General features: G+C 29.3%; 19 protein-coding genes. 15 read left to right on the top strand and 4 right to left on the bottom strand.

Features of this window, described 5'->3' with window-relative positions; genetic code table 11:
• Window positions 1-55 precede the first annotated feature (55 nt).
• Together cas9 and thiL are read right to left on the bottom strand one after the other, a co-directional pair.
• Window positions 56-4,663 carry a type II CRISPR RNA-guided endonuclease Cas9 gene (cas9, locus tag MKD41_RS10215; RefSeq protein WP_240242194.1) on the bottom strand — a complete coding sequence of 1,536 codons (4,608 nt, stop codon included), beginning with the start codon at window positions 4,661-4,663 and terminating at the stop codon, window positions 56-58.
• 870 nt (window positions 4,664-5,533) lie between these two features.
• Complete coding sequence (gene thiL, locus MKD41_RS10210) at window positions 5,534-6,577, bottom strand: thiamine-phosphate kinase (protein WP_240242193.1); 1,044 nt, start codon at window positions 6,575-6,577, stop codon at window positions 5,534-5,536.
• Between the two features lie 189 nt (window positions 6,578-6,766).
• Here thiL and MKD41_RS10205 point away from each other — a divergent pair, with 189 nt between their 5' ends.
• The 5 genes from MKD41_RS10205 to sufD all read left to right on the top strand — a co-directional run bounded on the left by MKD41_RS10205 (window position 6,767) and on the right by sufD (window position 11,217).
• Window positions 6,767-7,096 carry a HesB/IscA family protein gene (locus MKD41_RS10205; RefSeq protein ID WP_240242192.1) on the top strand — a complete coding sequence of 110 codons (330 nt, stop codon included), beginning with the start codon at window positions 6,767-6,769 and terminating at the stop codon, window positions 7,094-7,096.
• A 45-nt stretch (window positions 7,097-7,141) separates the two neighbouring features.
• Complete coding sequence (locus MKD41_RS10200) at window positions 7,142-7,501, top strand: four helix bundle protein (protein ID WP_240242191.1); 360 nt, start codon at window positions 7,142-7,144, stop codon at window positions 7,499-7,501.
• A 36-nt stretch (window positions 7,502-7,537) separates the two neighbouring features.
• Entirely contained in the window at window positions 7,538-8,986 is a 1,449-nt protein-coding gene (sufB, locus tag MKD41_RS10195; RefSeq protein ID WP_240242190.1) for a Fe-S cluster assembly protein SufB, read from the top strand.
• Between the two features lie 90 nt (window positions 8,987-9,076).
• Complete coding sequence (gene sufC, locus MKD41_RS10190) at window positions 9,077-9,814, top strand: Fe-S cluster assembly ATPase SufC (RefSeq protein ID WP_240242189.1); 738 nt, start codon at window positions 9,077-9,079, stop codon at window positions 9,812-9,814.
• Window positions 9,815-9,894: 80 nt separating this feature from the next.
• Window positions 9,895-11,217: a Fe-S cluster assembly protein SufD gene (sufD, locus tag MKD41_RS10185; RefSeq protein WP_240242188.1), complete on the top strand. Its 1,323-nt coding sequence runs from the start codon at window positions 9,895-9,897 to the stop codon at window positions 11,215-11,217.
• Between the two features lie 198 nt (window positions 11,218-11,415).
• Here sufD and MKD41_RS10180 read toward each other — a convergent pair whose 3' ends face one another.
• Both MKD41_RS10180 and MKD41_RS10175 read right to left on the bottom strand, forming a co-directional pair.
• A complete protein-coding gene (locus tag MKD41_RS10180) occupies window positions 11,416-12,027 on the bottom strand; it encodes an FAD-dependent oxidoreductase (protein ID WP_240242187.1) in 612 nt (203 codons plus the stop codon).
• Between the two features lies 1 nt (window position 12,028).
• A complete protein-coding gene (locus tag MKD41_RS10175; RefSeq protein ID WP_240242186.1) occupies window positions 12,029-12,619 on the bottom strand; it encodes a MarC family protein in 591 nt (196 codons plus the stop codon).
• Between the two features lie 90 nt (window positions 12,620-12,709).
• Here MKD41_RS10175 and MKD41_RS10170 point away from each other — a divergent pair, with 90 nt between their 5' ends.
• The 10 genes from MKD41_RS10170 to MKD41_RS10125 all read left to right on the top strand — a co-directional run bounded on the left by MKD41_RS10170 (window position 12,710) and on the right by MKD41_RS10125 (window position 23,507).
• On the top strand, window positions 12,710-13,276 hold the full coding sequence (locus tag MKD41_RS10170) for a DUF3109 family protein (protein ID WP_240242185.1): 567 nt from the start codon (window positions 12,710-12,712) through the stop codon (window positions 13,274-13,276).
• 80 nt (window positions 13,277-13,356) lie between these two features.
• Window positions 13,357-14,940 (top strand): tetratricopeptide repeat protein, encoded by a 1,584-nt coding sequence (locus MKD41_RS10165; protein ID WP_240242184.1) that lies wholly within the window; start codon window positions 13,357-13,359, stop codon window positions 14,938-14,940.
• Between the two features lie 200 nt (window positions 14,941-15,140).
• On the top strand, window positions 15,141-16,874 hold the full coding sequence (locus MKD41_RS10160) for an OmpA family protein (protein ID WP_240242183.1): 1,734 nt from the start codon (window positions 15,141-15,143) through the stop codon (window positions 16,872-16,874).
• Between the two features lie 16 nt (window positions 16,875-16,890).
• Window positions 16,891-17,787: a hypothetical protein gene (locus MKD41_RS10155; RefSeq protein ID WP_240242182.1), complete on the top strand. Its 897-nt coding sequence runs from the start codon at window positions 16,891-16,893 to the stop codon at window positions 17,785-17,787.
• 19 nt (window positions 17,788-17,806) lie between these two features.
• On the top strand, window positions 17,807-18,331 hold the full coding sequence (locus MKD41_RS10150; RefSeq protein ID WP_240242181.1) for a DUF3592 domain-containing protein: 525 nt from the start codon (window positions 17,807-17,809) through the stop codon (window positions 18,329-18,331).
• A 24-nt stretch (window positions 18,332-18,355) separates the two neighbouring features.
• Window positions 18,356-19,123: a TIGR00266 family protein gene (locus tag MKD41_RS10145; RefSeq protein WP_240242180.1), complete on the top strand. Its 768-nt coding sequence runs from the start codon at window positions 18,356-18,358 to the stop codon at window positions 19,121-19,123.
• 99 nt (window positions 19,124-19,222) lie between these two features.
• The gene (locus tag MKD41_RS10140) at window positions 19,223-20,329 is read left to right on the top strand and encodes a hypothetical protein (RefSeq protein ID WP_240242179.1); all 1,107 of its coding nucleotides are present in this window, start codon (window positions 19,223-19,225) and stop codon (window positions 20,327-20,329) included.
• A gap of 6 nt (window positions 20,330-20,335) precedes the next feature.
• Complete coding sequence (locus tag MKD41_RS10135) at window positions 20,336-21,511, top strand: hypothetical protein (protein ID WP_240242178.1); 1,176 nt, start codon at window positions 20,336-20,338, stop codon at window positions 21,509-21,511.
• An 8-nt stretch (window positions 21,512-21,519) separates the two neighbouring features.
• On the top strand, window positions 21,520-21,999 hold the full coding sequence (locus MKD41_RS10130; RefSeq protein ID WP_240242177.1) for a hypothetical protein: 480 nt from the start codon (window positions 21,520-21,522) through the stop codon (window positions 21,997-21,999).
• A gap of 65 nt (window positions 22,000-22,064) precedes the next feature.
• Complete coding sequence (locus MKD41_RS10125; RefSeq protein ID WP_240242176.1) at window positions 22,065-23,507, top strand: hypothetical protein; 1,443 nt, start codon at window positions 22,065-22,067, stop codon at window positions 23,505-23,507.
• The last annotated feature ends 1 nt before the right edge of the window (window position 23,508 follow it).

The raw sequence follows: 23,508 nt of genomic DNA, 5'->3' as shown, positions 1-23,508 counted from the left end.
TTCTAAGTAGAGTATATTTCCAATAATACTATTTCATCATTACAACCTTAAAACATTATTTTGCTAGTGCTAGATTCCCCAGTCGATCAATTTTAAGTTTCCAACACTGATTTTTTATCATTATCGGCTTCATTTTTATATCAAAAATAGTTTTTTCATCGAAAAAATCTTGAATACGCTCATTTTTACTATTTGTACCATTTTCATTTTTCTGTATTTCACTGGCTATTTGATTAGGGATAAAATGACATTCAACACCTGTACAACTTACCATTTTATAAATCCTTTTAATTTGTTCCTTACTTAACTTATCAAAATTAACCGAATTGGGTTTTTCCAGTTCTTCAATTGTTGGTACATACACCAAATCGTTTGGAGAGAGTGAGAATAAAAACTTTACAGGCTGTTCTTTTCCCTTAGTCCCTAACATATTTTTTATAGGTATTTCTGTGCGTTCACTTTTAGGTAAGTGAGCCACTTGTTTTTGGTGTTCTATTACCTCATTTAATGGGATAGTTTCGTATTTTCTATTCCCTTCTTCGTCTTGGTATATGGCAAAAAAGAGGTTCGTGCCTTTAGCAGCTTCTACATATTTATCTTTTTTATTTCCTCTTAAACCAACATTAAATTTATTTCCTACTTCAGAGAGTCTCACTTTATAAATTGGTTGGTGTTTTTTGTTTCCATTTAATTCAACAATGTTTTTATTTAATTCTTCTACTCCTTCTGGAGAAAAAGCAACATCGAATTTTTCTTTTCCAGTATCATCAATATAATTTTTTATATGATTTTCTAATATTTTTTGAATTCCTGTATCTGTAACACTTTCTAAGTGTTTACGTGTAAATTTATCAGTTAAAGCAGTACGTGTAGCTGTGGCTTCTATATTTTCATATACAGCTATTTTATTGACTGCTTTGCCATCTACTATTATAGGATTATTTTTAAAATGTGCCTTTACTTTTTTTACATCATTTTCAAACAAATTAAAAGCACTCTTAATCTTATTTTTAATGCTTTTATTTACAATCATTTCATAATTTGCAATCGCCAAATTGAAACTCACCAATCCCTTTTCTCTTTTTAACAGTACTTTTCCAGATACTGTTTCTTTGTGCATTGGTTTTCGTATGGCCCAATTATTACCTTTAGTTTGTGGTACTAACTGCTTTTTCCAATTTCCTTCTTTTTTTACCCATTGCATAGTTTTGTTATTCGTTTTATTAATAACACGTGTATTCTTTTTAAAACTAATAACAATTTTTTCTAAATGTGCTTTAGCATCTGAAGTAAACCCCTTCCAAGGCATTAAAAAATGTTTGGTATAATGCCCTTCCTTGCTTTTTATTAATAATGCATCACGTAAACCATAATTTTTATTTTCGGCATTTAAAGCTCCTAAATAATTTGTGTGTTTTTTTGTGCAACAAGCAATTACTAATGCATCTAAAGCGTGGTGTCTATGATCGATTCGTTTTTTATTAAATCCTTTTGAAAGCTCATCAGGTACTGTTGGAATTATAACTCCATTTGTGTTCTTAGTTGTAAAATTATTGGTGTTAGTTAATTTATTTAGACGTAAAAATCTTGGTAAGACCAGCTCATTCCATTTGTCATTTAATCCCCAATCTTGTTTTAATTTTGAAGTAATAGCACCTGTAACTGGTACTATATGTTTAGAGGTGACTTCTTTTTCGTTATCTTCTCTTACCAAATTACTTAACAAGCCTTTAATTAACGTACTTATGTAGCGACTGTCGTTTAGTTGTCTGTTAATAAATCCTTCAGGAACCTCTTCACTTAATAAGTTTTTAAGTTTGGTTCTATTCTTTTTAAAATAGTTCTCGCAATGATTTTGGTACTGCTCTTTACTTAATATTTTAATGCCTTCAACAATACTACCTCCCTTTTGAAGTATGTACTCATAAGCAGTCATATTACTTTTATCTTGATTTATTTCGCTTTCACAAATAACCTTATTATTTAAAGAGTTGTCAAAATACCTAGATTGTGGAATCACATGCTCAATTTCATATTGGTGTGTAAATAACTTGCTTAAAGGTATTGTTTGTCCTGTATATGGTGAAATATATCCTTGTTCTAACCACAATTTATATTTGCTAATTTCAGCTTTTGAAGGAGCTGTGTTTTTTCTTATTTTCTCAATCTCATCAGAAATATCAACACTTTGATAAACACCTTCTTCATAAATTTTTAAAATTTCTTGTTGACTTGGAGAGTATGGCTTTATATCTGAAACACCATCCTCTTTAAGTTCTTTTAAAATAGCTTTAATACGTTGATTTGTATTTTCATTTTCAGAAATTTGAGCAGATATTCTTTTACGTTTATCTGCTGGATTTTTCATTTCTCTTCCTAACTCAATGTGAATTTCATCAAAGAAATTTTCATTACCATTTCCATAATACAACCAAATATCACGTACTGTGCGTAACGTTTCTGTAACTACTTGTTCTACAATAGGGTTTCTTAAACTATGCTGCTTAAAATTGATTAAATATTGTGTAATATCTTCTGGAATTCTCCATTGCGCTAAATCACTTGCTTCAGAGTGCCTTTCATAAACAGCATAACAAGCTTGATAAGTATTTAAACCCGTATAATGATTTTTGTTTTTAAAAGGGATAAAACTTTTCACTAACTGGGTTGAAATATCATCATCTACAACTTCAAGTAAAGCTGTATTCAAATCTTTTTTAGAATAGTTTACTTTGAGTTTTAGGGCATTTACACGCTCCATTATATTGTTAATATTGTTTATTACTTTTTCTGAAATAACACTTTTATCCCAATATTTTCCTCTACGCATTAAAGGTATTAACTTGTTTATTGCTTTTACCGAATACGCTCCATAATCAGATTTATATGGTGGAAACTTTTTAAAGTTTTTTTCAAAAGAGTCTTGATCTAGATTATGTTTTTTGGCAAAGTTTTCAATTGCTCGCTCAAACTCTACCTTGTCTGTTACAGAATATATAATGTGCCATAACTTATATTCCATTTCTGGAGTTAAAAAAGTATTAACATTAATACCTTTTACTTTTTTAAGTCTTGAAATAAATTGAGCTTTAGTTTCATTACAAGGATATTTTTTATCTTCAACATAATTCCATCGATAATTTTTATCATCTTTTTTTTGTTTTGGAATCAGTTTTAAATCACTAAAATATTTTAATAATTGATGTTGCTCTATTTCTTTTTTATCATTTAAAAAATCAAATAAGACAACCCAATCATCTTCTGTTTTTAATAATTCTGTTGTTATATCTATATCTTCTTTCCCTTCAATTTTATATATTTTTAAATTCTGTAAAAATTGCCATAATCTAAACTCTTGAAATAAAGGATGTGATTTAGGTATTGCCTTGACAGGTTCATTTACCCAAACTTGTTTCTCCTCCTTGGTTAATTTATCAATAATTGATTTCTTATACCTTCTTGTTTCGTATGTACAACCCGATATGGTAGATTTTTTGCTTTTTAAAGGTCTTTGATAAAATATAATATCATCCATAAAAAGATATTCAAACCCTTTATCTTTAATGTTGTTTTGATGTGCTTCATTTCTTGGATAGAGCTCATTTATGCAAGCTGCATATAGTTTTCTATCTTGTAATTCGGGATGTTTTGTAATTTGGGTTTTTAGTATTTGTTGAAATTCTTCTTTATAAAATTTACGTTCAATGGTTTTTACTAATTTACCTCTTATCTTTTGTGTTGGGTTTTGTAATAAAGTATCATAAATGTATTGACCAACAGTTGTATTTGCTTTTGCAATATCTTGTTCTGTTTTTGTCTTTATGGCGATCCAATCCTGTTCAGAATCTACAGCTTTAAATGTTCTTTTTATATTACCATCTTTCTTAATGGTACTTGTTACAATAAATTCCTTCGTTTTGTTTATCCAACTTTCTTTTTTGACAATTTGCTTATCATATTTCCAACCATTTTCAAAAATAACATCATATAATTTATCTCCAGTTTTTTTTATTACCTCACCAGTAGCTACCAGTTCTTTTACTTTTAAAGCAATAAACTCCTTTGTTTTTCCTTCAATAATTTCTTCTTCCTCTCCTCTTAATTGATAATAACCTCTTTTTTGGTTGAAGTTAAGAATAATCCAAGCTAATTCTTCTTTAGTTATTTTTTTGGACAATGCTTTTTTACGTAAATAGTAGAGTGTCCAATCATAAGGTATTTTTATTTTAACTCCATTTTCTTCAAATTCTTTAACCATTTCATTAAAAGAATCCATAAAAATAAAGTCGTGTTTACCTGCTGAATTTTTGCGATAATTCAACTTTTCTTCTGTATTATTTTTAAATTGCCCAAAATGTTTTTCAAAATCTATTGAATCTGCATAATGTTTTGGTAAAAAATCTAAAACATGTAAAACTCTGTGTAGTCGTTCTCGCCTTAACATATTGCGTTCTAGCAGCCTACGCACACCTCTATAGCCAGTTCTTTCAGCTGTTTGAGAAATAGAAACTCCTGAATCAAATTTCCCTAATACATCTTGGCTCATTGGAATTATTCTACTTCCTAAACCTAATATACTTCCTTCTTTTTTGTTAAAATCTGTTTGTAATAATGACCAACCAATAGAGTTAGTCCCTAAATCTAAGCCTAATATTTTTTTCATGTGTAATACAACTTTTTTTATAAGAAGAAACCCTTATCTAATTCTAAAAAAAGATAGAATAGATAAAGATTAATTTCAAAACAATTTTAAACTTTGAATTTACTAAAAAAAATTTTTATCAAAAATGATTTGTGTCATTAAATAGTATTCTCTTTTTGTGTATATTTGAATTACAAATCAGAAAGCAATTCACAATAAGGATTATTCCGTTGTGAAAACATTTAAAATGGCACTCATTAATTTGAGTGTCTTTTTTTTAACGTTTAATTAAAATTATTGAATTAGTTTAATAAAATTATACTAGGGGTATAAATGGGTTAAATTTATTTAAAACAGTTTTTTTAGATATTTAAACTTATATTTTTTCTATCAATTCACTTTTAAGCCACTTAAAAGCAGCTTCTTGGTTGTATGTTATTTCTGGTCTCAAAAGAGCTTCCATGTCTCCTGTAAAATTTGGGTCTTGCTCTTTTTCTTCAATATTTTGTAAAAATTCTTTTTGACTAGGGGGTCTGTTCCCTGTAGAAAAGGTTGTGTACTGTAAAATTTTTATATAAGTAGTAAAAAATGATACTTATCTCAAATTTTTACTATAAATTTTTGATGTATTTATTGAGAATGCGTAATTGCACACCCCAATTAATTAATTCAATTATTTTTTTAGGAAAAGGGAAAAAGTTCTTCCTGGATAATTTATTTATATAATACATATTACATATATAACACTTATCACATACATAACATGACTAACATCAATTTAATAGAAACACTTAAATATAAAAAACCTAAATAATTATTGTCGCATTAAAGATCTAGAATTAAGCTATGTTCTAACTTTTAATCGATAATTTGTTAAATTAAATTTTTCAATTATTTAATTGCATTCCAGCCTTGAGCTGTTAATTTTATTTGTTGCCCAGCTCTGGTTACTAAATTTGCACCAATACTTTTATCAGCAATATGCCCTATAACTGTTAAATGTGGATTCCCTTTAATTTTAGGAAAATCTTCTTGAGAAATTGTAAATAACAACTCGTAATCTTCACCTCCACTTAAGGCAATAGTGGTGCTATTTAATTCAAATTCTTCGCACGTAGAAATAACCTGAGGATCTAGCGGAATTTTATCTTCGTATAAATTACATCCAACTTCAGATTGTTCGCAAATATGTAAAATTTCAGAAGAAAGTCCATCCGAAATATCAATCATAGAAGTAGGTTTTACGTTTAGATCTTTCAATAATTTTACAATATCTTTTCTCGCTTCAGGTTTTAATTGACGCTCAATTAAGTAGGAGTAATCTGTTAAATCTGGTTGCGAATTCGGATTTACTTCAAAAACTTGTTTTTCTCGTTCTAGTACTTGTAATCCTAAATATGCAGCACCTAAATCTCCTGTTACAACAAGTAAATCGTTTGGCTTTGCAGCGTTTCTATATACAATATCTTCTGCATTTGCTTCGCCAATAGCTGTAATACTAATTAATAAACCTTTAACTGAAGATGTGGTATCTCCGCCCACTAAATCAACAGCATAATTTTTACAAGCTAAGTAAATTCCCTCGTATAATTCTTCAACAGCCTCTAAAGGAAAACGGTTAGAAACAGCTATAGAAACTGTTATTTGCGTTGCTGTACCGTTCATGGCATAAACATCAGATAAATTAGCCATAACAGCCTTATATCCCAAATGCTTTAAAGGCATATAAGTTAAGTCAAAATGTACACCTTCAATCAAAAAATCTGTGGTAACTAAGGCTTGTTTGTTTTTAAAATCTAACACAGCTGCATCGTCACCAACTCCTTTTACCGTAGTAGGTTGAGCTATTTTAAAGTTTTGAGTTAAGTGTTTTATAAGTTTAAATTCGCCTAATTCAGACAAACTTGTACGTGCTTGGTTTTTATCTTCTATCATTTTGCAAAGATATTGAATTTAATATTTAGAAATCAATAGTTAAGATTAACTTAAAAACAATTACAAATCAATAGAAATATAGTATTTTTGTAATATTGATTCTATTTATAGAAATATATAGAATTTTGATTCATTTTATGATAAATATCATATTTTAAGGATTACCTTTGCATATTAATTTATAGAAGAATGATAAAAGTTTCAGAAATAGCAAAAAAGAAAGTTGTAGAACTTATGACTGAAGATGGCTTTGACCCACAAGTTGATTTTGTGAGAGTTGGCGTTAAAAGTGGTGGTTGCTCAGGACTTTCATACGATTTAAAATTTGACAAAGAAAATAAGGAAGGCGATAAGGTTTTTGAAGATAATGGTATAAAAATTATTGTTGACAAAAAAAGCTTTTTGTATTTAGTCGGTACAACATTAGAATATTCTGGTGGTTTAAACGGTACCGGTTTTGTATTTAACAACCCAAATGCACAACGTACTTGTGGTTGCGGGGAGTCGTTTTCGCTTTAAGGTTATTAAAAAATTAAATAATTAAAAGATTGAAGGAGTCGGTTTATGAAAAGGTTTGAAGATTTAGAAGTTTACAAAAAAGCATTCAATTTTTCAATTACCATTTATAAACTTACCAATGAGAAATCTTTCAATAATAACATAAAAAATCAAATTCAAAGAGCAGCACTTTCTATTCCACTAAATATTGCAGAAGGTTTTGAATTACAATCTAACAGACAATTTGTTAAGTTTTTGTACATTTCAAAAGGATCAAGTGGTGAAGTTAGAAGTTTATTGAGAATTTGTGAAGAATTACATATATTAGAAAAAAACACAGTTTTTACTTTAATTAATGAGGTTGAAGATATTTCGAAGCAATTATCTAAATTTATTAACTTTCTTAAAAACAGTAATATTGATTAATTTTTAATCATTCAATATTTAAATCTTTAAATAAATATGAGTAAATTTACTGAAGACGATTTAAAAAAAGAATTAGAAACCAAAGAATACGAATACGGTTTTTATACAGACATTGAAGCTGATAAGTTTCCTGTGGGTTTAAATGAAGAAGTTGTAATTGCAATTTCTAAAAAGAAAAATGAACCTGAATGGATGACTTTATGGCGTTTAGAAGCTTTTAAAGTTTGGAAAGAAATGGAAGAGCCAGATTGGGCAAATGTTAATTATGAAAAGCCTAAATTTCAAGATATAAGTTATTATTCTGCTCCAAAACAAAAACCAAAATTAGACAGTTTAGATCAGGTAGATCCAGAATTACTAAAAACTTTTGAAAAGTTAGGTATTTCAATTGATGAGCAAAAACGTTTGTCAAATGTAGCTGTTGATGTTGTAGTTGACTCGGTTTCTGTTGCAACTTCCTTCAAAAAAACATTGAAAGAAAAGGGTATTATTTTTATGCCAATTTCTGAAGCCATTCAAGAGCATCCAGAATTGGTAAAAAAATATTTAGGAACCATTGTTCCAAAAACAGATAATTTTTATGCAGCATTAAATTCAGCAGTGTTTTCTGATGGATCTTTCTGTTACATACCAAAAGGCGTTACTTGTCCAATGGAACTTTCAACCTACTTTAGAATTAATGAAGGAGGTACTGGTCAATTTGAACGTACATTAGTTATTGCAGATAAAGGAAGTTATGTTAGTTATTTAGAAGGCTGTACAGCACCTGCACGTGACGAAAATCAGTTGCACGCCGCTGTTGTTGAGCTTATTGCTTTAGACGATGCCGAAATAAAATATTCTACCGTACAAAACTGGTTCCCTGGAGATAAAGATGGAAATGGTGGTGTATACAACTTTGTAACAAAAAGAGGTTTGTGCGAGAAAAATGCAAAAATTTCTTGGACACAAGTAGAAACAGGTAGTGCTGTTACTTGGAAATACCCAAGTTGTGTATTAAAAGGAGATAATTCGGTTGGTGAGTTTTATTCAATTGCCGTTACCAATAATTACCAACAAGCAGATACCGGAACAAAAATGATTCACTTAGGAAATAATACTAAAAGTACCATTATTTCTAAAGGAATTTCAGCCGGGCATTCACAAAATTCATACAGAGGTTTAGTGCAAGTTGGAGCAAGAGCAAAAAATGCACGTAACTTTTCGCAATGCGATTCGCTTTTAATGGGAGATTTATGTGGAGCACATACATTTCCATATATAGAAGCTAAAAATAAAACAGCTCAAATAGAGCACGAAGCAACAACAAGTAAAATTGGTGAAGACCAGCTTTTTTATTGCAACCAACGTGGTATAGATACTGAAAAAGCTATTGCATTAATTGTAAACGGATTTGGAAAAGAAGTATTAAATAAATTACCTATGGAATTTGCTGTTGAAGCTCAAAAATTACTAGAAATAAGTTTAGAAGGTTCAGTAGGTTAAAAGTTCATAAAGTTAAAAAGTTCGAAGTTTTAAGTTCTAATTATAACTTATAAAACTCTCAACTTTAAAACATTCAAATTATAAATTAAGATGTTAAAAGTAAAAAATTTACACGCAAGTATCAACGATAAAGAGATTTTAAAAGGTATAAATCTTGACATAAAAGCAGGCGAGGTACACGCCATTATGGGACCAAATGGTTCTGGTAAAAGTACACTTTCGGCTGTTATTGCAGGAAAAGAAGAATTTGAAGTTACAGAAGGGTCTGTAATTTTAAATAATGAAGATTTAGAAGATTTAGCTCCTGAAGATAGAGCACATAAAGGTATTTTCTTATCTTTTCAATATCCTGTTGAAATTCCTGGAGTAACCGTTACAAACTTTATTAAAACAGCTATTAATGAAACTCGTAAATCTAAAGGTTTAGAAGATTTACCAGCAAAAGATATGCTAAAACTTATTCGTGAAAAAGCCGATTTATTAGAAATTGATAGAAAATTTTTATCACGTTCTTTAAACGAAGGTTTTTCTGGAGGAGAGAAAAAACGTAACGAAATTTTTCAAATGGCAATGTTAGAACCTAAATTGGCTATTTTAGATGAAACAGATTCTGGTTTAGATATCGATGCTCTAAAAGTTGTTGCAAATGGTGTAAACAAACTTAAAAGTAAAGACAATGCTGTGTTAGTTATTACACATTATCAACGTTTATTAGATTATATTGTTCCAGATTTTGTACACGTTTTACACAATGGTAAAATTGTAAAATCTGGAGGAAAAGAACTAGCTCTAGAATTAGAAGCTAAAGGATACGATTGGTTAAAATAAAATATTAAAGTAAACAGTTGCCGTTACAGTAAACAGTTAAAACTGAATACTGACACTGAACACTGAAAACTCATATCACAATGGATTTAAAAGAAAAATTAGTTTCTTCATTCTTAGCATTTGAAAATAAAGGTGGATTAGATTTAGACTCTAAATCGCATAGTATTAGAACTAAAGCTATTCATAATTTTGAAAAAAAAGGTTTTCCAACTAAAAAAGATGAGGAATGGAAATATACAAGTTTAAACGCGTTATTAAAAAGCGATTATAGTTTGTTTCCTGAAACAAAAAAAGCTGTTGAATTTAAACATGTAAGAGAATATTCAATAAACGAAATAGAATCTTATACCTTAGTTTTTATTGATGGTGCTTTTAGCTCTTTTTTATCAAACACAACACACGATGAGTGCGATGTTTGTGTATTATCTTCTGCTTTTACGCGTCCAAAATATAAAATGGTTGTAGATAATTATTTCAATACCATTGCTAAAGACAATAATAGTTTAACAGAATTAAATACTGCTTTTTCGGTTGAAGGAGCTTTTATTAATATTCCAAAAAACACCGTTGTACCAAAACCTATTCAGATTCTACATTTTTCTACTGGAAGCGAGAAAGAAGTAATGCTTCAGCCTAGAAACTTGGTAGTTGTTGGTGAAAATTCACATGTTCAAATTATTGAGCGTCACCAAAATTTATCTAAAAATGCGGTGCTTACAAATGCAGTTACAGAGGTTTTTGCCCATAAAAGAGCGATTGTAGATTATTACAAAATTCAAAACGATACTGAAAATTCTTCGTTAATAGACAGTACTTTTGTTTCGCAAAAACAACAGAGTGTAGCTTCGGTACATACGTATTCTTTTGGAGGAAAATTAACTAGAAACAATTTAGAATTTTACCAAGAAGGTGAATATATTACATCTAATTTAAATGGTATTTCAATTTTAAATGATAAACAACATGTAGACAATCATACCTTAGTAGATCATAAATTCCCTAACTGTGAAAGTCACGAGTTGTACAAAGGTATTTATGCCGATAAATCTACAGGTGTGTTTAATGGAAAAGTAATTGTGAGACAAGCAGCACAAAAAACAAATGCTTTTCAGCAAAATAATAATATTTTAATTGATGATGGTGCTAGTATTAATTCTAAACCTCAGTTAGAAATTTTTGCAGATGATGTAAAATGTTCTCACGGGTGTACTATTGGTCAATTAGATGAAAGTGCTTTGTTTTATATGCAATCTAGAGGTATTCCTAAAAAAGAAGCCAAAGCATTATTGTTATTCGCATTTGGAAATGAAGTTGTTGAAAAAATTAAAATTCCACAACTAAAAACAAGAATTACTAAGTTAATTGCCAAAAATTTGGGTGTTAATTTAGGGTTTGATTTTTAGAAATATTAATGTTTAAATCGTCATTGCAAGAAGCATTTGCGACGAAGTAATCTTTTCTTATAAAGAAGGTAGCCTATTAAATTTAGAAGTGCGTCATTCTGAATTTGATTCAGAATCTCATCAGATTATAATCAATCACTATGAGACCCTAAATCAAGTTCAGGGTGACGAAAACTGTACTTTTTAACAGCTTAATTTTTACTCAATAACATCGTGAACCATAGTGTGGTTTCCGTTATTCCAAAGAGTTAAAATATCTGTTGCAACCAAAGCGCCACTTCCTGCAGCAATTGCATATTGACTTCTCCAACCTGCTAACACACCTGCAACATAAAGTCCGTCTTTAACTAAATGATTGTTGTTTTTTAGCATTATTTTCTCTTTTTGTGGAGGAATACTGGTATGTGGTGTTACATACTCTGTTAAGCCTTCAATATTAAATAAATTTGAAGGTCCAATTGCCATAACAACAATTGCAGAGGTATATTCATTTTTATTGGTTTTAACTATAAAATTAGGTGTTGAGCCTATTACAGAAACCACTTTTTCTTTTTCTATTTGCGCAACATGAGGAAAATCTTTTGCTAATTGTAACAATCCTTTTTTAAGAATGTCACTTCCTTTGGTTCCTTTATCAAAACCCAATACATTATTTAATTCTGCAGTATTTAATGCTGAAGATTTTTGATGTGTTATAATTCCAATTTTTTTTCCTTCTGCAAACGGTTTTCCAATTGCAGACCCTAATATTAAAGCACTAGATAAACCAGCTGCACTTCCACCAATAATTAAAACATCGAAATTTTTCATACTATAAATTTAAATTTATTAAATCTTGAATGTTTGAAGTAAATAATTTTACTGAAATAGCAAGTAAAATTACACCAAAAACTTTTCTAATAATTAAAATACCATTGTCTCCAATTAATCGACCTAATTTATTTGAAGTTTTAAGCACTGTATACATAAAAAACAAATTAATAATTATTGCAATTAAAATATTAATAGTTGCAAATTCGGAACGTAAAGAAAGTAAGGTTGTTAAACTTCCAGGACCCGCAATTAAAGGAAATGCTAATGGGAAAACAGAAATTGTTCTTGCATTTGTTTCTTCTTCTTTATAAAGCGAAACACCTAAAATCATCTCTAATGCAATAAAAAATAGAATTAAGGCACCTGCAACAGCAAAAGAATTTACATCAATGCCAATTAAATTTAAGATGCTTGTTCCTAAATATAAAAAGGCAATCATTATTACACCTGCAATAATAGAGGCTTTTTCAGACTGAATTTGTCCAAACTTTGCACGTAAATCAATAATAATTGGAATATTACCAATAACATCTATCACCGCAAATAATACCATTGTTGCAGTAAGTATTTCTTTAAAATTAACTAACATAATAATACTATTTAAATTAAGGGTCGGCAAAAGTAGATAATCCTTTAGTAATAATAACAAAATTAGCATAAAAAAGTTTAGTTTTGCAAAATGTTTCAATTAGGAAAGACAATAGTTTCAGAAGACATTATCGAGAAAGATTTTGTCTGCAATTTAAATGCTTGCAAGGGCAAGTGTTGTATAGATGGTGAAGCTGGAGCACCATTAGAAGAAAGTGAACTTCAAGTTTTATTGGATATTTATCCAAAAGTAAAACCTTTTTTACGCGAAGAAGGTATAAAAGCTATTGAAGATCAAGGCTTATTTATTACCAATGAAGGTGAATACGAAACAACCTTAATAGATGGTAAAGATTGTGCTTTTGTTACTTTTGATGATAATAATACTGCTAAATGCGGAATTGAAGAGGCTTATAATCAGGGTTTAATTAAATGGAAGAAACCTATTTCTTGTCATTTATACCCTATTAGAATTATGGATTATAGCGAATTTTCTGCTGTAAATTATCATAAATGGCCTATTTGTGACGATGCATGTACATTAGGAAAAGAACTTCAGGTTCCTGTATATAAATTTGTAAAAGAAGCATTAATTAGAAAATTTGGTAAGGATTGGTATGCTGAATTAGAAAAAGTAGCTGAAAATCATAAATTTTAAACTGCTTATGTAACTAAAGTTTCTTAGTTAGGTGTGCTGTTTTGTAATTTTACAAAGGACTATAATAGCCATTTTAAACAATGTTTAAAACCCGCAACTTTTTAAGTATTCTTATTGTACTTTTTAGTATTCAAAATGGTCTCGCTCAAAATTTAACGTCAAAAGAAATAGACAGTGCTTTTATTGCACTAAAAGTATTACCTAATACTACTCAAAAAGTAGACGATTTAATCTCTTTATATAAAAAATCAATTAAAAGTAGGTTTATAAATGAAGCTATTTTAGATGAAGCTAAAAGTATTTCTGAAGATATTTCTTATTTTGATGGCTTAGCAAAATGTTTCAATAGAAAGGGGATTACTGCTAGAGTTGCATTTGATTACTCCAATTCTGTTTTATACCATAAAAGAGCATTAAATTACCTAAATAACAGTACCGATTCTTTACTAATAGCTAAATGCCTTTTAAATTTAGGAGTTACCTATAGAAAACTAAATCTAGAAAAAGAAGCATTTGAATACTACTTTAAAGCCTTAAAATTTTCTGAAAAAATTGATGATAGAATTGGAGTCACTATATCATTAAACGGCATTGGAAATGTATTTTTAAACACCGAACAATATGACAAGGCTTTGTATTATTTAAAAAAAGCATTAGAAGTTGAAATTAAAGCAGGAAACCCTAGAGGAGAAGAATATGGACTTTTAAATATCGGAGAGACTTTTTTAAAAATGAAGCAATACGATTCTGCGTATTCCTATTTTGATAGGTCATTAATGTTGGCAATAGAAAATCCCCGTAGAGAAAGTTTGGCTATTAAATTCTCTAAATTCGGTTTGCTATATCAAGCAAAAGAAGAATATCAAAAATCGTTAGACTACTATAAATCATCAATTCCATTATTCGAAAAATATAATAATGTACGCTATTTAAGCAATAGCCTCATTAACATTGGTAAAAATCAACTTCACCTAAAGAGATATGATAAAGCAAAAGAAAATATTCTATTAGGATTAAACGGTGCAAAAGAAATTAATTCTAAAGAAAACATCATGCTTGGTTATGCCGCTTTAGTAGATTACTATACATTAACTAATAATTATAAAAAAGCATTAGATGCACATAAAAATGCAACAGCTTTTCATGACAGTATTGTTAATGAAGCTTCTCAAAACACAATTATAAGCACGCAAATAGCTTATGAAACATCTAAAAAAGATGAGCAAATTCAGAAATTAGCCGAAGAAAAAGATTTAAGTGAGCTTAATGCAAAAACCAATTTTAATAGGTTAATTATTATTTCAATAATTGGTTTATTACTAGTATCTGTTTTAGGTTATTTACTTTATTTATATAGAAGAAACTCAGATTTAGAAATAGAAAATAAAAATAGTGAACTTCAAAATTATTTACATCAAATTAAAGAATTAAAAGAAAAAGCTAAAAATAAATCTGATATTTCTCCAGATAATTTTGAAGAATACAATCTTTCTAAAAGAGAAATAGAAGTTTTCAACCATATTACATTTGGATTAAGCAACGATGAAATTGCTGAAAAAATGTTCGTTTCAAAAAACACTATTAAAACTCACATCAAAAATATTTACTCAAAATTAGATGTGAAAAACAGAATTCAAGCAATAAAAAAAGTAAATAGTATTTAACTTTTTTAAATAATTAGTTTTTTACACTCTTCACCTTCATTTAACAACGTTGTTAATAAAATCAATAGCTTAACACATTAATATCACCCTAAAGGGTTATATAAATCATCCTTTTTTATGAAGTAAATTTCTTCACTTCAACATAATTTAGCATTAGAAAAATCAACAAGACAATTGCTTAAAATTCTAAAACAAAAATTATGGAAAACGTAACTAAAAACAAACTCCTATTTAAATTACTAATACTAATAGGACTCTTTTTTGCAGCTCCTCAGCATGTAGAAGCGCAATTTTTAAAAAAACTAAAACAAAAAGCTGAAAAGAAAATTGAACGCGAAGCCGAAAAACGTGCTGAACGCCGAATGAACAAAAAAATCGACAAACAATTTGATAAGGCCGAAGATGTATTAGATGGTAAAACTAAAAACGACACTAATAATGGTAAAGGAAATGAAAATACCAACCAAAACACACAAGCCAACAATCCTAATAATCAAGATACTTCACAACAAAATGGAACTACAGTAAATAAACCAAACGTAGTTTGGAGTAAGTTTGATTTTATACCTGGCGATGAAGTTATTTTTGAAGACAGCCCAAGTACCGATGAAGAAAATGGTGAGTTTCCAAGCCGTTGGGATTTATATGAAGGAGGTGCTGAAGTTGCCGAATTTAATGGAACACCAGTTATAATGTTTCTTGACCATGGTGGATCAATAATACCCTATTTAAAAAACTCAAACGAAGATTATTTACCCGAAGTTTTCACTGTAGAAATGGATGTATGGTTTGGTGAAGAACAAGAGTATAAGAGATATTGGATTGATTTTTTTGATAAAAAGAATCAAAGAAGAGGTGAAACTACAGATTTAGAATTATATCCTAATGGATTAGAATATGGAAACTCAAGTAAGAGATACCCTGGAAGAGAGAACGTAAATTGGGGTATAGTAGATGAACCACAATGGAGACATATTTCTATAGCTTATACAAAAGGTAAATTTAAAGCCTATATGGATGACACGCGATTGATTAATATTCCTCGTCTCGAAGGAAACCCTACAGGTATGACTATCAGGTCTGAGTCTGGTTCATACACATATATCAAAAACATCCGCATTGCTAAAGGCGGTGTAAAATACTACGATCGAGTTCTTTCAGATGGAAAAATTGTGGTAAACGGTATCAAATTCGATGTAAACAAGGCTACTCTAAAAGCCGAAAGTATGGGCCCAATTAATGAAATCTATAAATTAATGGTTGACAATCCTACAATTAATTTTAGTGTTGAAGGACATACAGATAGTGATGGTAGCGATGTTACAAACATGACACTTTCAAAAGAAAGAGGAAAAACTGTTATGAATAAATTAATTGAAATGGGAATTGCTTCAAACAGACTTAAATTTGATGGTTTTGGTGAAAGTAAACCCATAGACAACAATAACTCTCCAGAAGGAAAAGCAAATAATAGACGTGTAGAATTTGTGAAATTTTCAGGAAATTCTAATTCAAATTCTAACAATTCAAATAGCAATAATGGAAATTCTAATTTTGATCAGTTAGATAAAAAAACAATTGGAGCAAAGTTAGAATCGCTCCCAGATAGTTTTAATATTCCAATGTCAAATAATACTGGTATTATAAACGGACCAGGCACTGTTATAATTTATGCAACTTCAGATGGCAATATGGGTAAAATGCAGATTCTAGATATTGATAAAAACGACAATAATAAACTTACCATTAAATATGTAACATACAATTACGATGGATCCGTTCACAGTGAATCTAATAATTTGGAAATTCGAGGAACTTTTACTTGTGATTTAGACACCGGAAATGAAGGTGTAGAACGCAACAAAGCAGATTTTAGAAATGGTGGTGAGACACTTTATCCGTATGAAACCACAATTTTGAAAGTTCTTAAATAACATAAAATCATAAAAAATGAAAAAACTAAGCATCATACTTGCATTATTTATAGTAACTATAAGTTGCAAAGGTAACGAAAACAAACCCGCAGATAGTTTATCTATAAGCACAGATCAACAAGATCCTAAATTAAAACGGTACGAGGTAAAATCGGGTATAATCAACTACAAATTAACCACCAATGGTAAAATAATGGGTAGTACAACAACAGGTAGCGGAACCGAAAACTTATATTTTAAAGATTGGGGTAATATTGAACTTGTTGAAGAAAAATCTACAACAAAAACAGTTACAAAAATTTTTGGTAAAACAAATACTGATGTTGCTAATGTACACGCAATAAATAAATTAAATAATGGTGAAAGTTACCATGTAGATTTTGATAAAAAACAAATTTACTTACGTAGAGATATGGCAATGGAAATGACTAAGACCTTTGCTGGAGGTGATGTAAATAAAACAGGAATGCAAATGCTTGAAAGCATGGGTGGAAAAAAAATTGGTACCGAAAGCTTTTTAGGTTACAATTGTGAAATTTGGGATGTAATGGGAGCCAAACAATGGATGTATAAAGGAGCTGTTTTAAAATTAGAAATGACAGTAATGGGAATAGTGACTATTAAAGAAGCTACTAGCGCCAAATTTAATGTAAATGTTTCTGATAGTCATTTTAAACTTCCTGATTTCCCTATTATAAAAGAAGAAGGCTTTATGGACAATGATGAATACCAAGATGAAATGGAAGATATGGACGAGAAAATGGATATGCTAAGTAAAATGTCTTTTGAAGAATGGAAAAAAATATCATTGGCAGATAAATCTGATGAAGAAATGCAAAATATGAGTGAAGAAGAATTACGTAAAACGTATGATATGATTCAGAAAATGATAAAAATGCGTCAAGGGAAATAAGTTCTAAACAAACAGCATTATGGCAAATCAAAATAATTCTCCAATAGGGACATTTATTATGGGTATGGTATTAATTATTACTAGTTGGGTGGTGTATAGTAATATTAGTGTGCCTATGATTGAAGAATCAGAAGCTTCTGAAAATTGGCCAACCACATCTGGAATAGTAACCTACTCTGATATTTCGCAAAGTATAAGTGACGGAAAAAAAATGTATACCGCAGCTATTAACTACGAATTTTTAGTTAATAACAAATCTTACATTGGAGATAGAATATCTCTTTCAAGTAATAACACCTCAACAAGTAATATTGGAAAAGTAAAAAAAACACTCCAAACTTACCCTGTTAATTCAAAGGTAACTGTTTATTACGATCCAGAATTACCAAATAATGCTGTATTAAAACCTGGAGCAGACTTCTTTATTTATTTTGTTAAGTACGGTCCTTATTGCTTAGGTTTTATTGGAGTGTTAATGCTATTACAATTAGTAAAAAAGATTGGAGTATTAATACTTGCTCTTTTTTTAAGTAGCAGAAATTAAATCAATAAAAAGCATAAAATAATTATGAAATCACACGAAATAGATTACAAAATAAAAGGACATGATATTCAATTTGTAGAAATTGAATTAGACCCACAAGAAACAGTAATTGCTGAAGCTGGCGCGATGCTTTATATGAAAGAAGGTATCAATTTTATAACCAAAATGGGCGATGGTTCAGAACCTGAAAAAGGCTTGTTTGGTAAATTGCTTTCAGCAGCAGCACGCAAAATAACTGGAGAATCCATTTTTATCACTCATTTTACACATCAAGGATCAGGTAAAAGCCATGTGGCTTTTGCAGCACCCTACCCTGGAACTATAATTCCTTTAGATTTAGATGATGTTGGTGGTACTATTATTGTGCAACGCGATGCGTTTTTATGTGCAGCTCTCGGTACAAAAATCAGCATCCATTTTAACCAAAAATTAGGCGCTGGTTTTTTTGGAGGTGAAGGTTTTATTTTACAAAAACTACAAGGAGATGGAAATGTATTTATCCACGCTGGTGGAACAGTAATTGAACACGAATTAAACGGCGAAACACTACGGGTTGATACAGGTTGTGTAGTTGGTTTTCAAGAAGGAATAGATTTTAGCATACAACGTGCAGGAAATTTAAAATCTATGGTTTTTGGAGGTGAAGGACTGTTTTTAGCAACCTTACAAGGAACCGGAAAAGTTTGGCTACAGTCAATGCCAATTAGTAAATTAATTAGCCAATTATCTACTGGAGGTTCAAACAGTCATAAAGAAGAAAGTGGAGGATTATTAAACAGCTTATTAGAATAATAAGTATAATAATTGTTGAGTTGAGATTCTTTAATATTCTGAAAACTTCAGAGTAATTCAGAAAACAATAAACTGATAATAATTGATAAATAAATAGCTATGAAAAGTAAAATGTTGTTTGTGTTAATAATTTTTACTGTAAACGCTGTAGTTCAAGCTCAAGATTTTAAACCTTACAAAGTTAAATCTGGGAAGATTACTTATGAAATATTAAAATATTCAACTGTTTCTGGATATTCCAATCATAATGGCGTTGAAACAAGTTATAGTAAACAAGTTCCCCACATAGATCAACAGGTAGTTTATTATTGGGATGAATATGGAGATATCGCTTTTGAAGAAGTGTATCAAGTTTCAGAATTTGGAGGGAAATTACTTCCCGAAAAAGTTAAAATAGCGGAACGTTTTTGGGTTGATGAGCATCGCTATTATTTCAGTTTTGAAAAAAATACAGTAAGCGATGATCCATATCATTTAAGAATAAAATGCAAACAACATTTTCAATATTATCAAATTATAGGTTCTTGGATAGAGACGCTTTATATGGGAACTGAAAAATCTGGAACTAAAGAATTATTGGGTAAAGAAACTGATTATTATAGAATAGATAATTACCATGACCTATATGCTTGGAAAGGATTGGTTTTAAAAGATGAAAGTTTTTCCACAAGAGGATCAAGCGGTCCGAGAAACACTATTGAGAGAGCTAAAGTGGCTGTAGAAATTGATACTATTTCAGCAATAAATAAAGAACTGTTCAATCCTATTTGGTTAAAACGTGAAACACTATATAACTCTTTAAATCAACAAAAAATTGTTGAATTAATGGATGGACGTCAAGAATTACTTATTCAAGCAGAAAATAATATCGATTTTAAAATTAAAAAAAATGACATTTTATTGTTTGTAACCACCAAACTAGCTACTGGGAAGCTTCAAGTTTTAGACATTGATCAAAATAATTTAACCATTAAATATCTACTCTATAATAACAATGGTTTTGAGTTAGATTCTAGAGATTCTTATAAAATTAAAGATAGCTCAATGGTAAATATGGATAATATCACTTATAAAAAATCTGAAAAATCTGAATTCGATTTTATGTATAAAAATGCAACAATAATTCATAAAAACAATATCAGTGTTTTTTTACTAAAACCAAGCAGGTCAAAAAACTTAGAAATACCAAAATTTTATAGAAAATAGAATATTATGAAAAAAATTATAATTATATACATCATAATCCTAAGCGGATTTACATTAAAAGCTCAAGAATCTAAAATTATTGGAAGTTGGCTTGCAACTAAAGTTGAAATTGCTGGTGAAATTCAAAATCCATATGTGATTAAAGAATATACCAAAGAAGGAAAAATGGTAATGATGGGGATGGAAATTGGAACTTGGAATTACAACAAAAAAACCAATGAAATTGAAATGCTTTCAGATTTTGATAAAGATTTTAATGGTAACGATAAAATTTTAACCCTCACAGATAAAGAGCTTATTGCTGATAAAGACGGTACAAAAGTAACTTACTTAAAACTAGATTTTGAACAAATTAGCAAAGAGAACAAAACATCAAAATTAGTAGGTGAATGGAATTTAAAAAATGATTTAGGTGAAACTCAATTGTTAAAAATTGAACTTCCAGATACTTTTTATTTTACAAATGCTGCTGTCGGTCATACAACTAAATCAAAAGGAAGCTGGGCATATAATTCTAAAGAAAAAACTGTTTTATTTATTGGAAGATCTACATTGCTGAAAGGGGTAAGTACTATAAAAGAGCTTTCAGAAAATAAATTTGTGTTAGAAAAAAATGGAATAGAAATTATTGCTAATAAACAAGCTTTAACAACACCAATTGAAAGACTGTCTTTTGAATATGAAGATTTTCCTGAAGAACAAATCGAAAATTCACCTTGGCAAGATTTTGATGCTTTATTAAACGGCTTAAAAACGGTAAAATATATAAAGTATAAACAAAGTAGGTTAATACCCAATACTACAGCTTTTAAATACAATACGTTGTTGTCTGAAATCAATATAAATTCTGAAGATAAAAGAATAAATTTAGCCAATTTAAGCATTTCTAAAAAAGATACCATGCAGTATTCTGAGAGTGTTAAAGGAGACTTGATGAATAGCTACAATAACTTTTTTCCACAAGAAGAACCTAGTCCGTTTAGATTAGTAACTACTGAAATTATAACAGTTCCAGCCGGTGAATTTAACTGTAAGGTTTTTGAAGGATTTGATGGTGAAACCAAAATTAAATATTGGATGATTATAGATAAACCAGGTGTGTATGCTAAAATAATTCGAGAAAGTTTAAATCCATTTGAAGAACTAGAATATTCAATAATTGAGTTAGAAGAAATTAAATAATGTATAGCATGAAAAATCTAATAAAAAAAATTACAGTTTTAGCAATTTTTAGCCTTGTGCTTATTACCTGTTCAACAGAAAACAAACGAAACGCCAGCTTTTTGCCACCTCTAAGTATTCCAATAGCTACAGAAATTAGTGGAGATGCAGAGCTAGTTGAAGTTATAAAATCTTCTGAAAAAGCAATGAATGAATTTTCAGACAATATAGAACAATTAGTCATTGAAGGCAAAGATGTATTAAGTAAAAAAGAGGAAGATCAAACCTTAATGGATGGCTTAAAATCAGGGAAATTAATGGTTCAATTTATATCAAATAGTACGCAAATGGCAACGCTTATTGAAGAGTTTGATACATATATGAATGACAGACAAGAACAAGGTTTAATTAACGATACACAGTTAAAAGCATTGGAACAAGTTGGTACAACCTTTAATGCTAGACTTGATCAAATTAACGAAAAGTATAAAAACTACTTAGAGAAGTAACACTATAAAATTTATTGATGAACTCTTTGATAAGAGCTAGAAATTAAATAAAAAACAACACAACTATGAAAACCTTACTTATAGCAATTTCATTATTAATAAGTATTGTTTCCTTTTCTCAAAACAATACAGAACAAACAAAAATTAAAGACTATTTAGAAAGCACTATACTAAACAAGAATACGCTATTAATTAGTAGCACTTCGCAAAACGTAATGGCTGCAGATATTATTGAAAGTCAATTAAATTTTAGTACAAATCATCACGATGGTTATGATATATTACGCACAGAATATTTTATAAAAACAAGAGATCAACTTATGCCTTTTAGAGATAGAATAGATCTATTGGCTTCAAACGAGTTTATTGAATGCATAAAAGCTAAAAAATTCAAATTAAATACAGAAGAAGATGGTGTAGCCTTTCAATCCGTATTAAAATTATTAGATTTTGAACGTGGTTTAGGTTTTTTTACTGAAGATAATACCTGGTATTTTATAAGAGATAATTTTTTTGATGATATAAAAGCGTATGTAGTTACTACAGATAATAGAGGTCAAATCTTATCAATAGTTTACGAAGATGAATTGAAAAAAACCTTGCCTGAAACACTTTTGAAAGCAGATGAAAACATAGACTATACAAATTCTGAAGCTAGTATTTCAACAAAAGATAGTGATTTTATGCGCAATTATTTATTTGAAAACACAAATTATGAATTTGAGGTTTCCCCTCTTGATTTTCATTCACTAAATAAAATTTCTACTATTTCTCTAAACAAATGCAACTTAAAAATTACCGAAGGTGAAGCAGGTAATAGCTGGACGAATAACATTCCTTTTATGTTAATTTCTAACAACAATGAATACATAAAATCTACAATTGATGGTTTGCTGGAAATGCCAATATTTTTAAATAGTTTACAAGAAAAATACACTTTAAAAACAGAAGATGACGCTCTATTGTTCCAGAATGTATTAGATGATCTTTCACCTGTTAGTCAATTTGATATAGAACTAAAAACTTTTTACAAAAAAGACAATATGTGGTTTTTTGTTAGAGAAAAACGTTTTGACGATTTAAACGGATATATTTTAATAGTAGATGATAAAAACAAAGTTTCTTATATAGAATATGCCATCATTTCAGAAGAAAGTATCCTACGTTTAAAAATGAAAGATCCTAATTATAAAGTAGATTATAAATTTAAATTAGAACAACCTACCACAACTAAAGTTAAAGTTAAACAAGGAGAAGATTTATATGTCGAAATCAGTTTTGATGCCAATATGGTAAATGCAGCAGGTGCTTGGATACTTACCCAACGAGATGGGGAAGATGCAGGTATGTATGCAGGTACATCCATAGATTCACCTTTCACTAAAAGAATCCCTGGTGCGGCTTTAGAAAATCAGTTTCATACCTATGAATACTTTTTACTAAAAAATGGATCTGAAGACACAAAAAATGCTTTGGGAAAAATAAAAATTGAAATTGAAGTAGAATAAA

Origin of the sequence: Lutibacter sp. A64 (assembly GCF_022429565.1) — a bacterium.
Lineage (GTDB): Bacteria > Bacteroidota > Bacteroidia > Flavobacteriales > Flavobacteriaceae > Lutibacter.
This window is presented reverse-complemented; position numbering and strand designations above follow the sequence as displayed.

Coding starts and splice junctions, on each gene's coding strand:
- thiL (WP_240242193.1), bottom strand. CDS start 6,577: ATGATAGAAGATAAAAACCAAGCACGTACAAGTTTGTCTGAATTAGGC.
- cas9 (WP_240242194.1), bottom strand. CDS start 4,663: ATGAAAAAAATATTAGGCTTAGATTTAGGGACTAACTCTATTGGTTGG.
- MKD41_RS10180 (WP_240242187.1), bottom strand. CDS start 12,027: ATGAAAAATTTCGATGTTTTAATTATTGGTGGAAGTGCAGCTGGTTTA.
- MKD41_RS10165 (WP_240242184.1), top strand. CDS start 13,357: ATGTTTAAAACCCGCAACTTTTTAAGTATTCTTATTGTACTTTTTAGT.
- MKD41_RS10140 (WP_240242179.1), top strand. CDS start 19,223: ATGAAAAGTAAAATGTTGTTTGTGTTAATAATTTTTACTGTAAACGCT.
- MKD41_RS10130 (WP_240242177.1), top strand. CDS start 21,520: ATGAAAAATCTAATAAAAAAAATTACAGTTTTAGCAATTTTTAGCCTT.
- MKD41_RS10150 (WP_240242181.1), top strand. CDS start 17,807: ATGGCAAATCAAAATAATTCTCCAATAGGGACATTTATTATGGGTATG.
- MKD41_RS10145 (WP_240242180.1), top strand. CDS start 18,356: ATGAAATCACACGAAATAGATTACAAAATAAAAGGACATGATATTCAA.
- sufC (WP_240242189.1), top strand. CDS start 9,077: ATGTTAAAAGTAAAAAATTTACACGCAAGTATCAACGATAAAGAGATT.
- MKD41_RS10205 (WP_240242192.1), top strand. CDS start 6,767: ATGATAAAAGTTTCAGAAATAGCAAAAAAGAAAGTTGTAGAACTTATG.
- sufD (WP_240242188.1), top strand. CDS start 9,895: ATGGATTTAAAAGAAAAATTAGTTTCTTCATTCTTAGCATTTGAAAAT.
- MKD41_RS10160 (WP_240242183.1), top strand. CDS start 15,141: ATGGAAAACGTAACTAAAAACAAACTCCTATTTAAATTACTAATACTA.
- MKD41_RS10175 (WP_240242186.1), bottom strand. CDS start 12,619: ATGTTAGTTAATTTTAAAGAAATACTTACTGCAACAATGGTATTATTT.
- sufB (WP_240242190.1), top strand. CDS start 7,538: ATGAGTAAATTTACTGAAGACGATTTAAAAAAAGAATTAGAAACCAAA.
- MKD41_RS10125 (WP_240242176.1), top strand. CDS start 22,065: ATGAAAACCTTACTTATAGCAATTTCATTATTAATAAGTATTGTTTCC.
- MKD41_RS10135 (WP_240242178.1), top strand. CDS start 20,336: ATGAAAAAAATTATAATTATATACATCATAATCCTAAGCGGATTTACA.
- MKD41_RS10170 (WP_240242185.1), top strand. CDS start 12,710: ATGTTTCAATTAGGAAAGACAATAGTTTCAGAAGACATTATCGAGAAA.
- MKD41_RS10200 (WP_240242191.1), top strand. CDS start 7,142: ATGAAAAGGTTTGAAGATTTAGAAGTTTACAAAAAAGCATTCAATTTT.
- MKD41_RS10155 (WP_240242182.1), top strand. CDS start 16,891: ATGAAAAAACTAAGCATCATACTTGCATTATTTATAGTAACTATAAGT.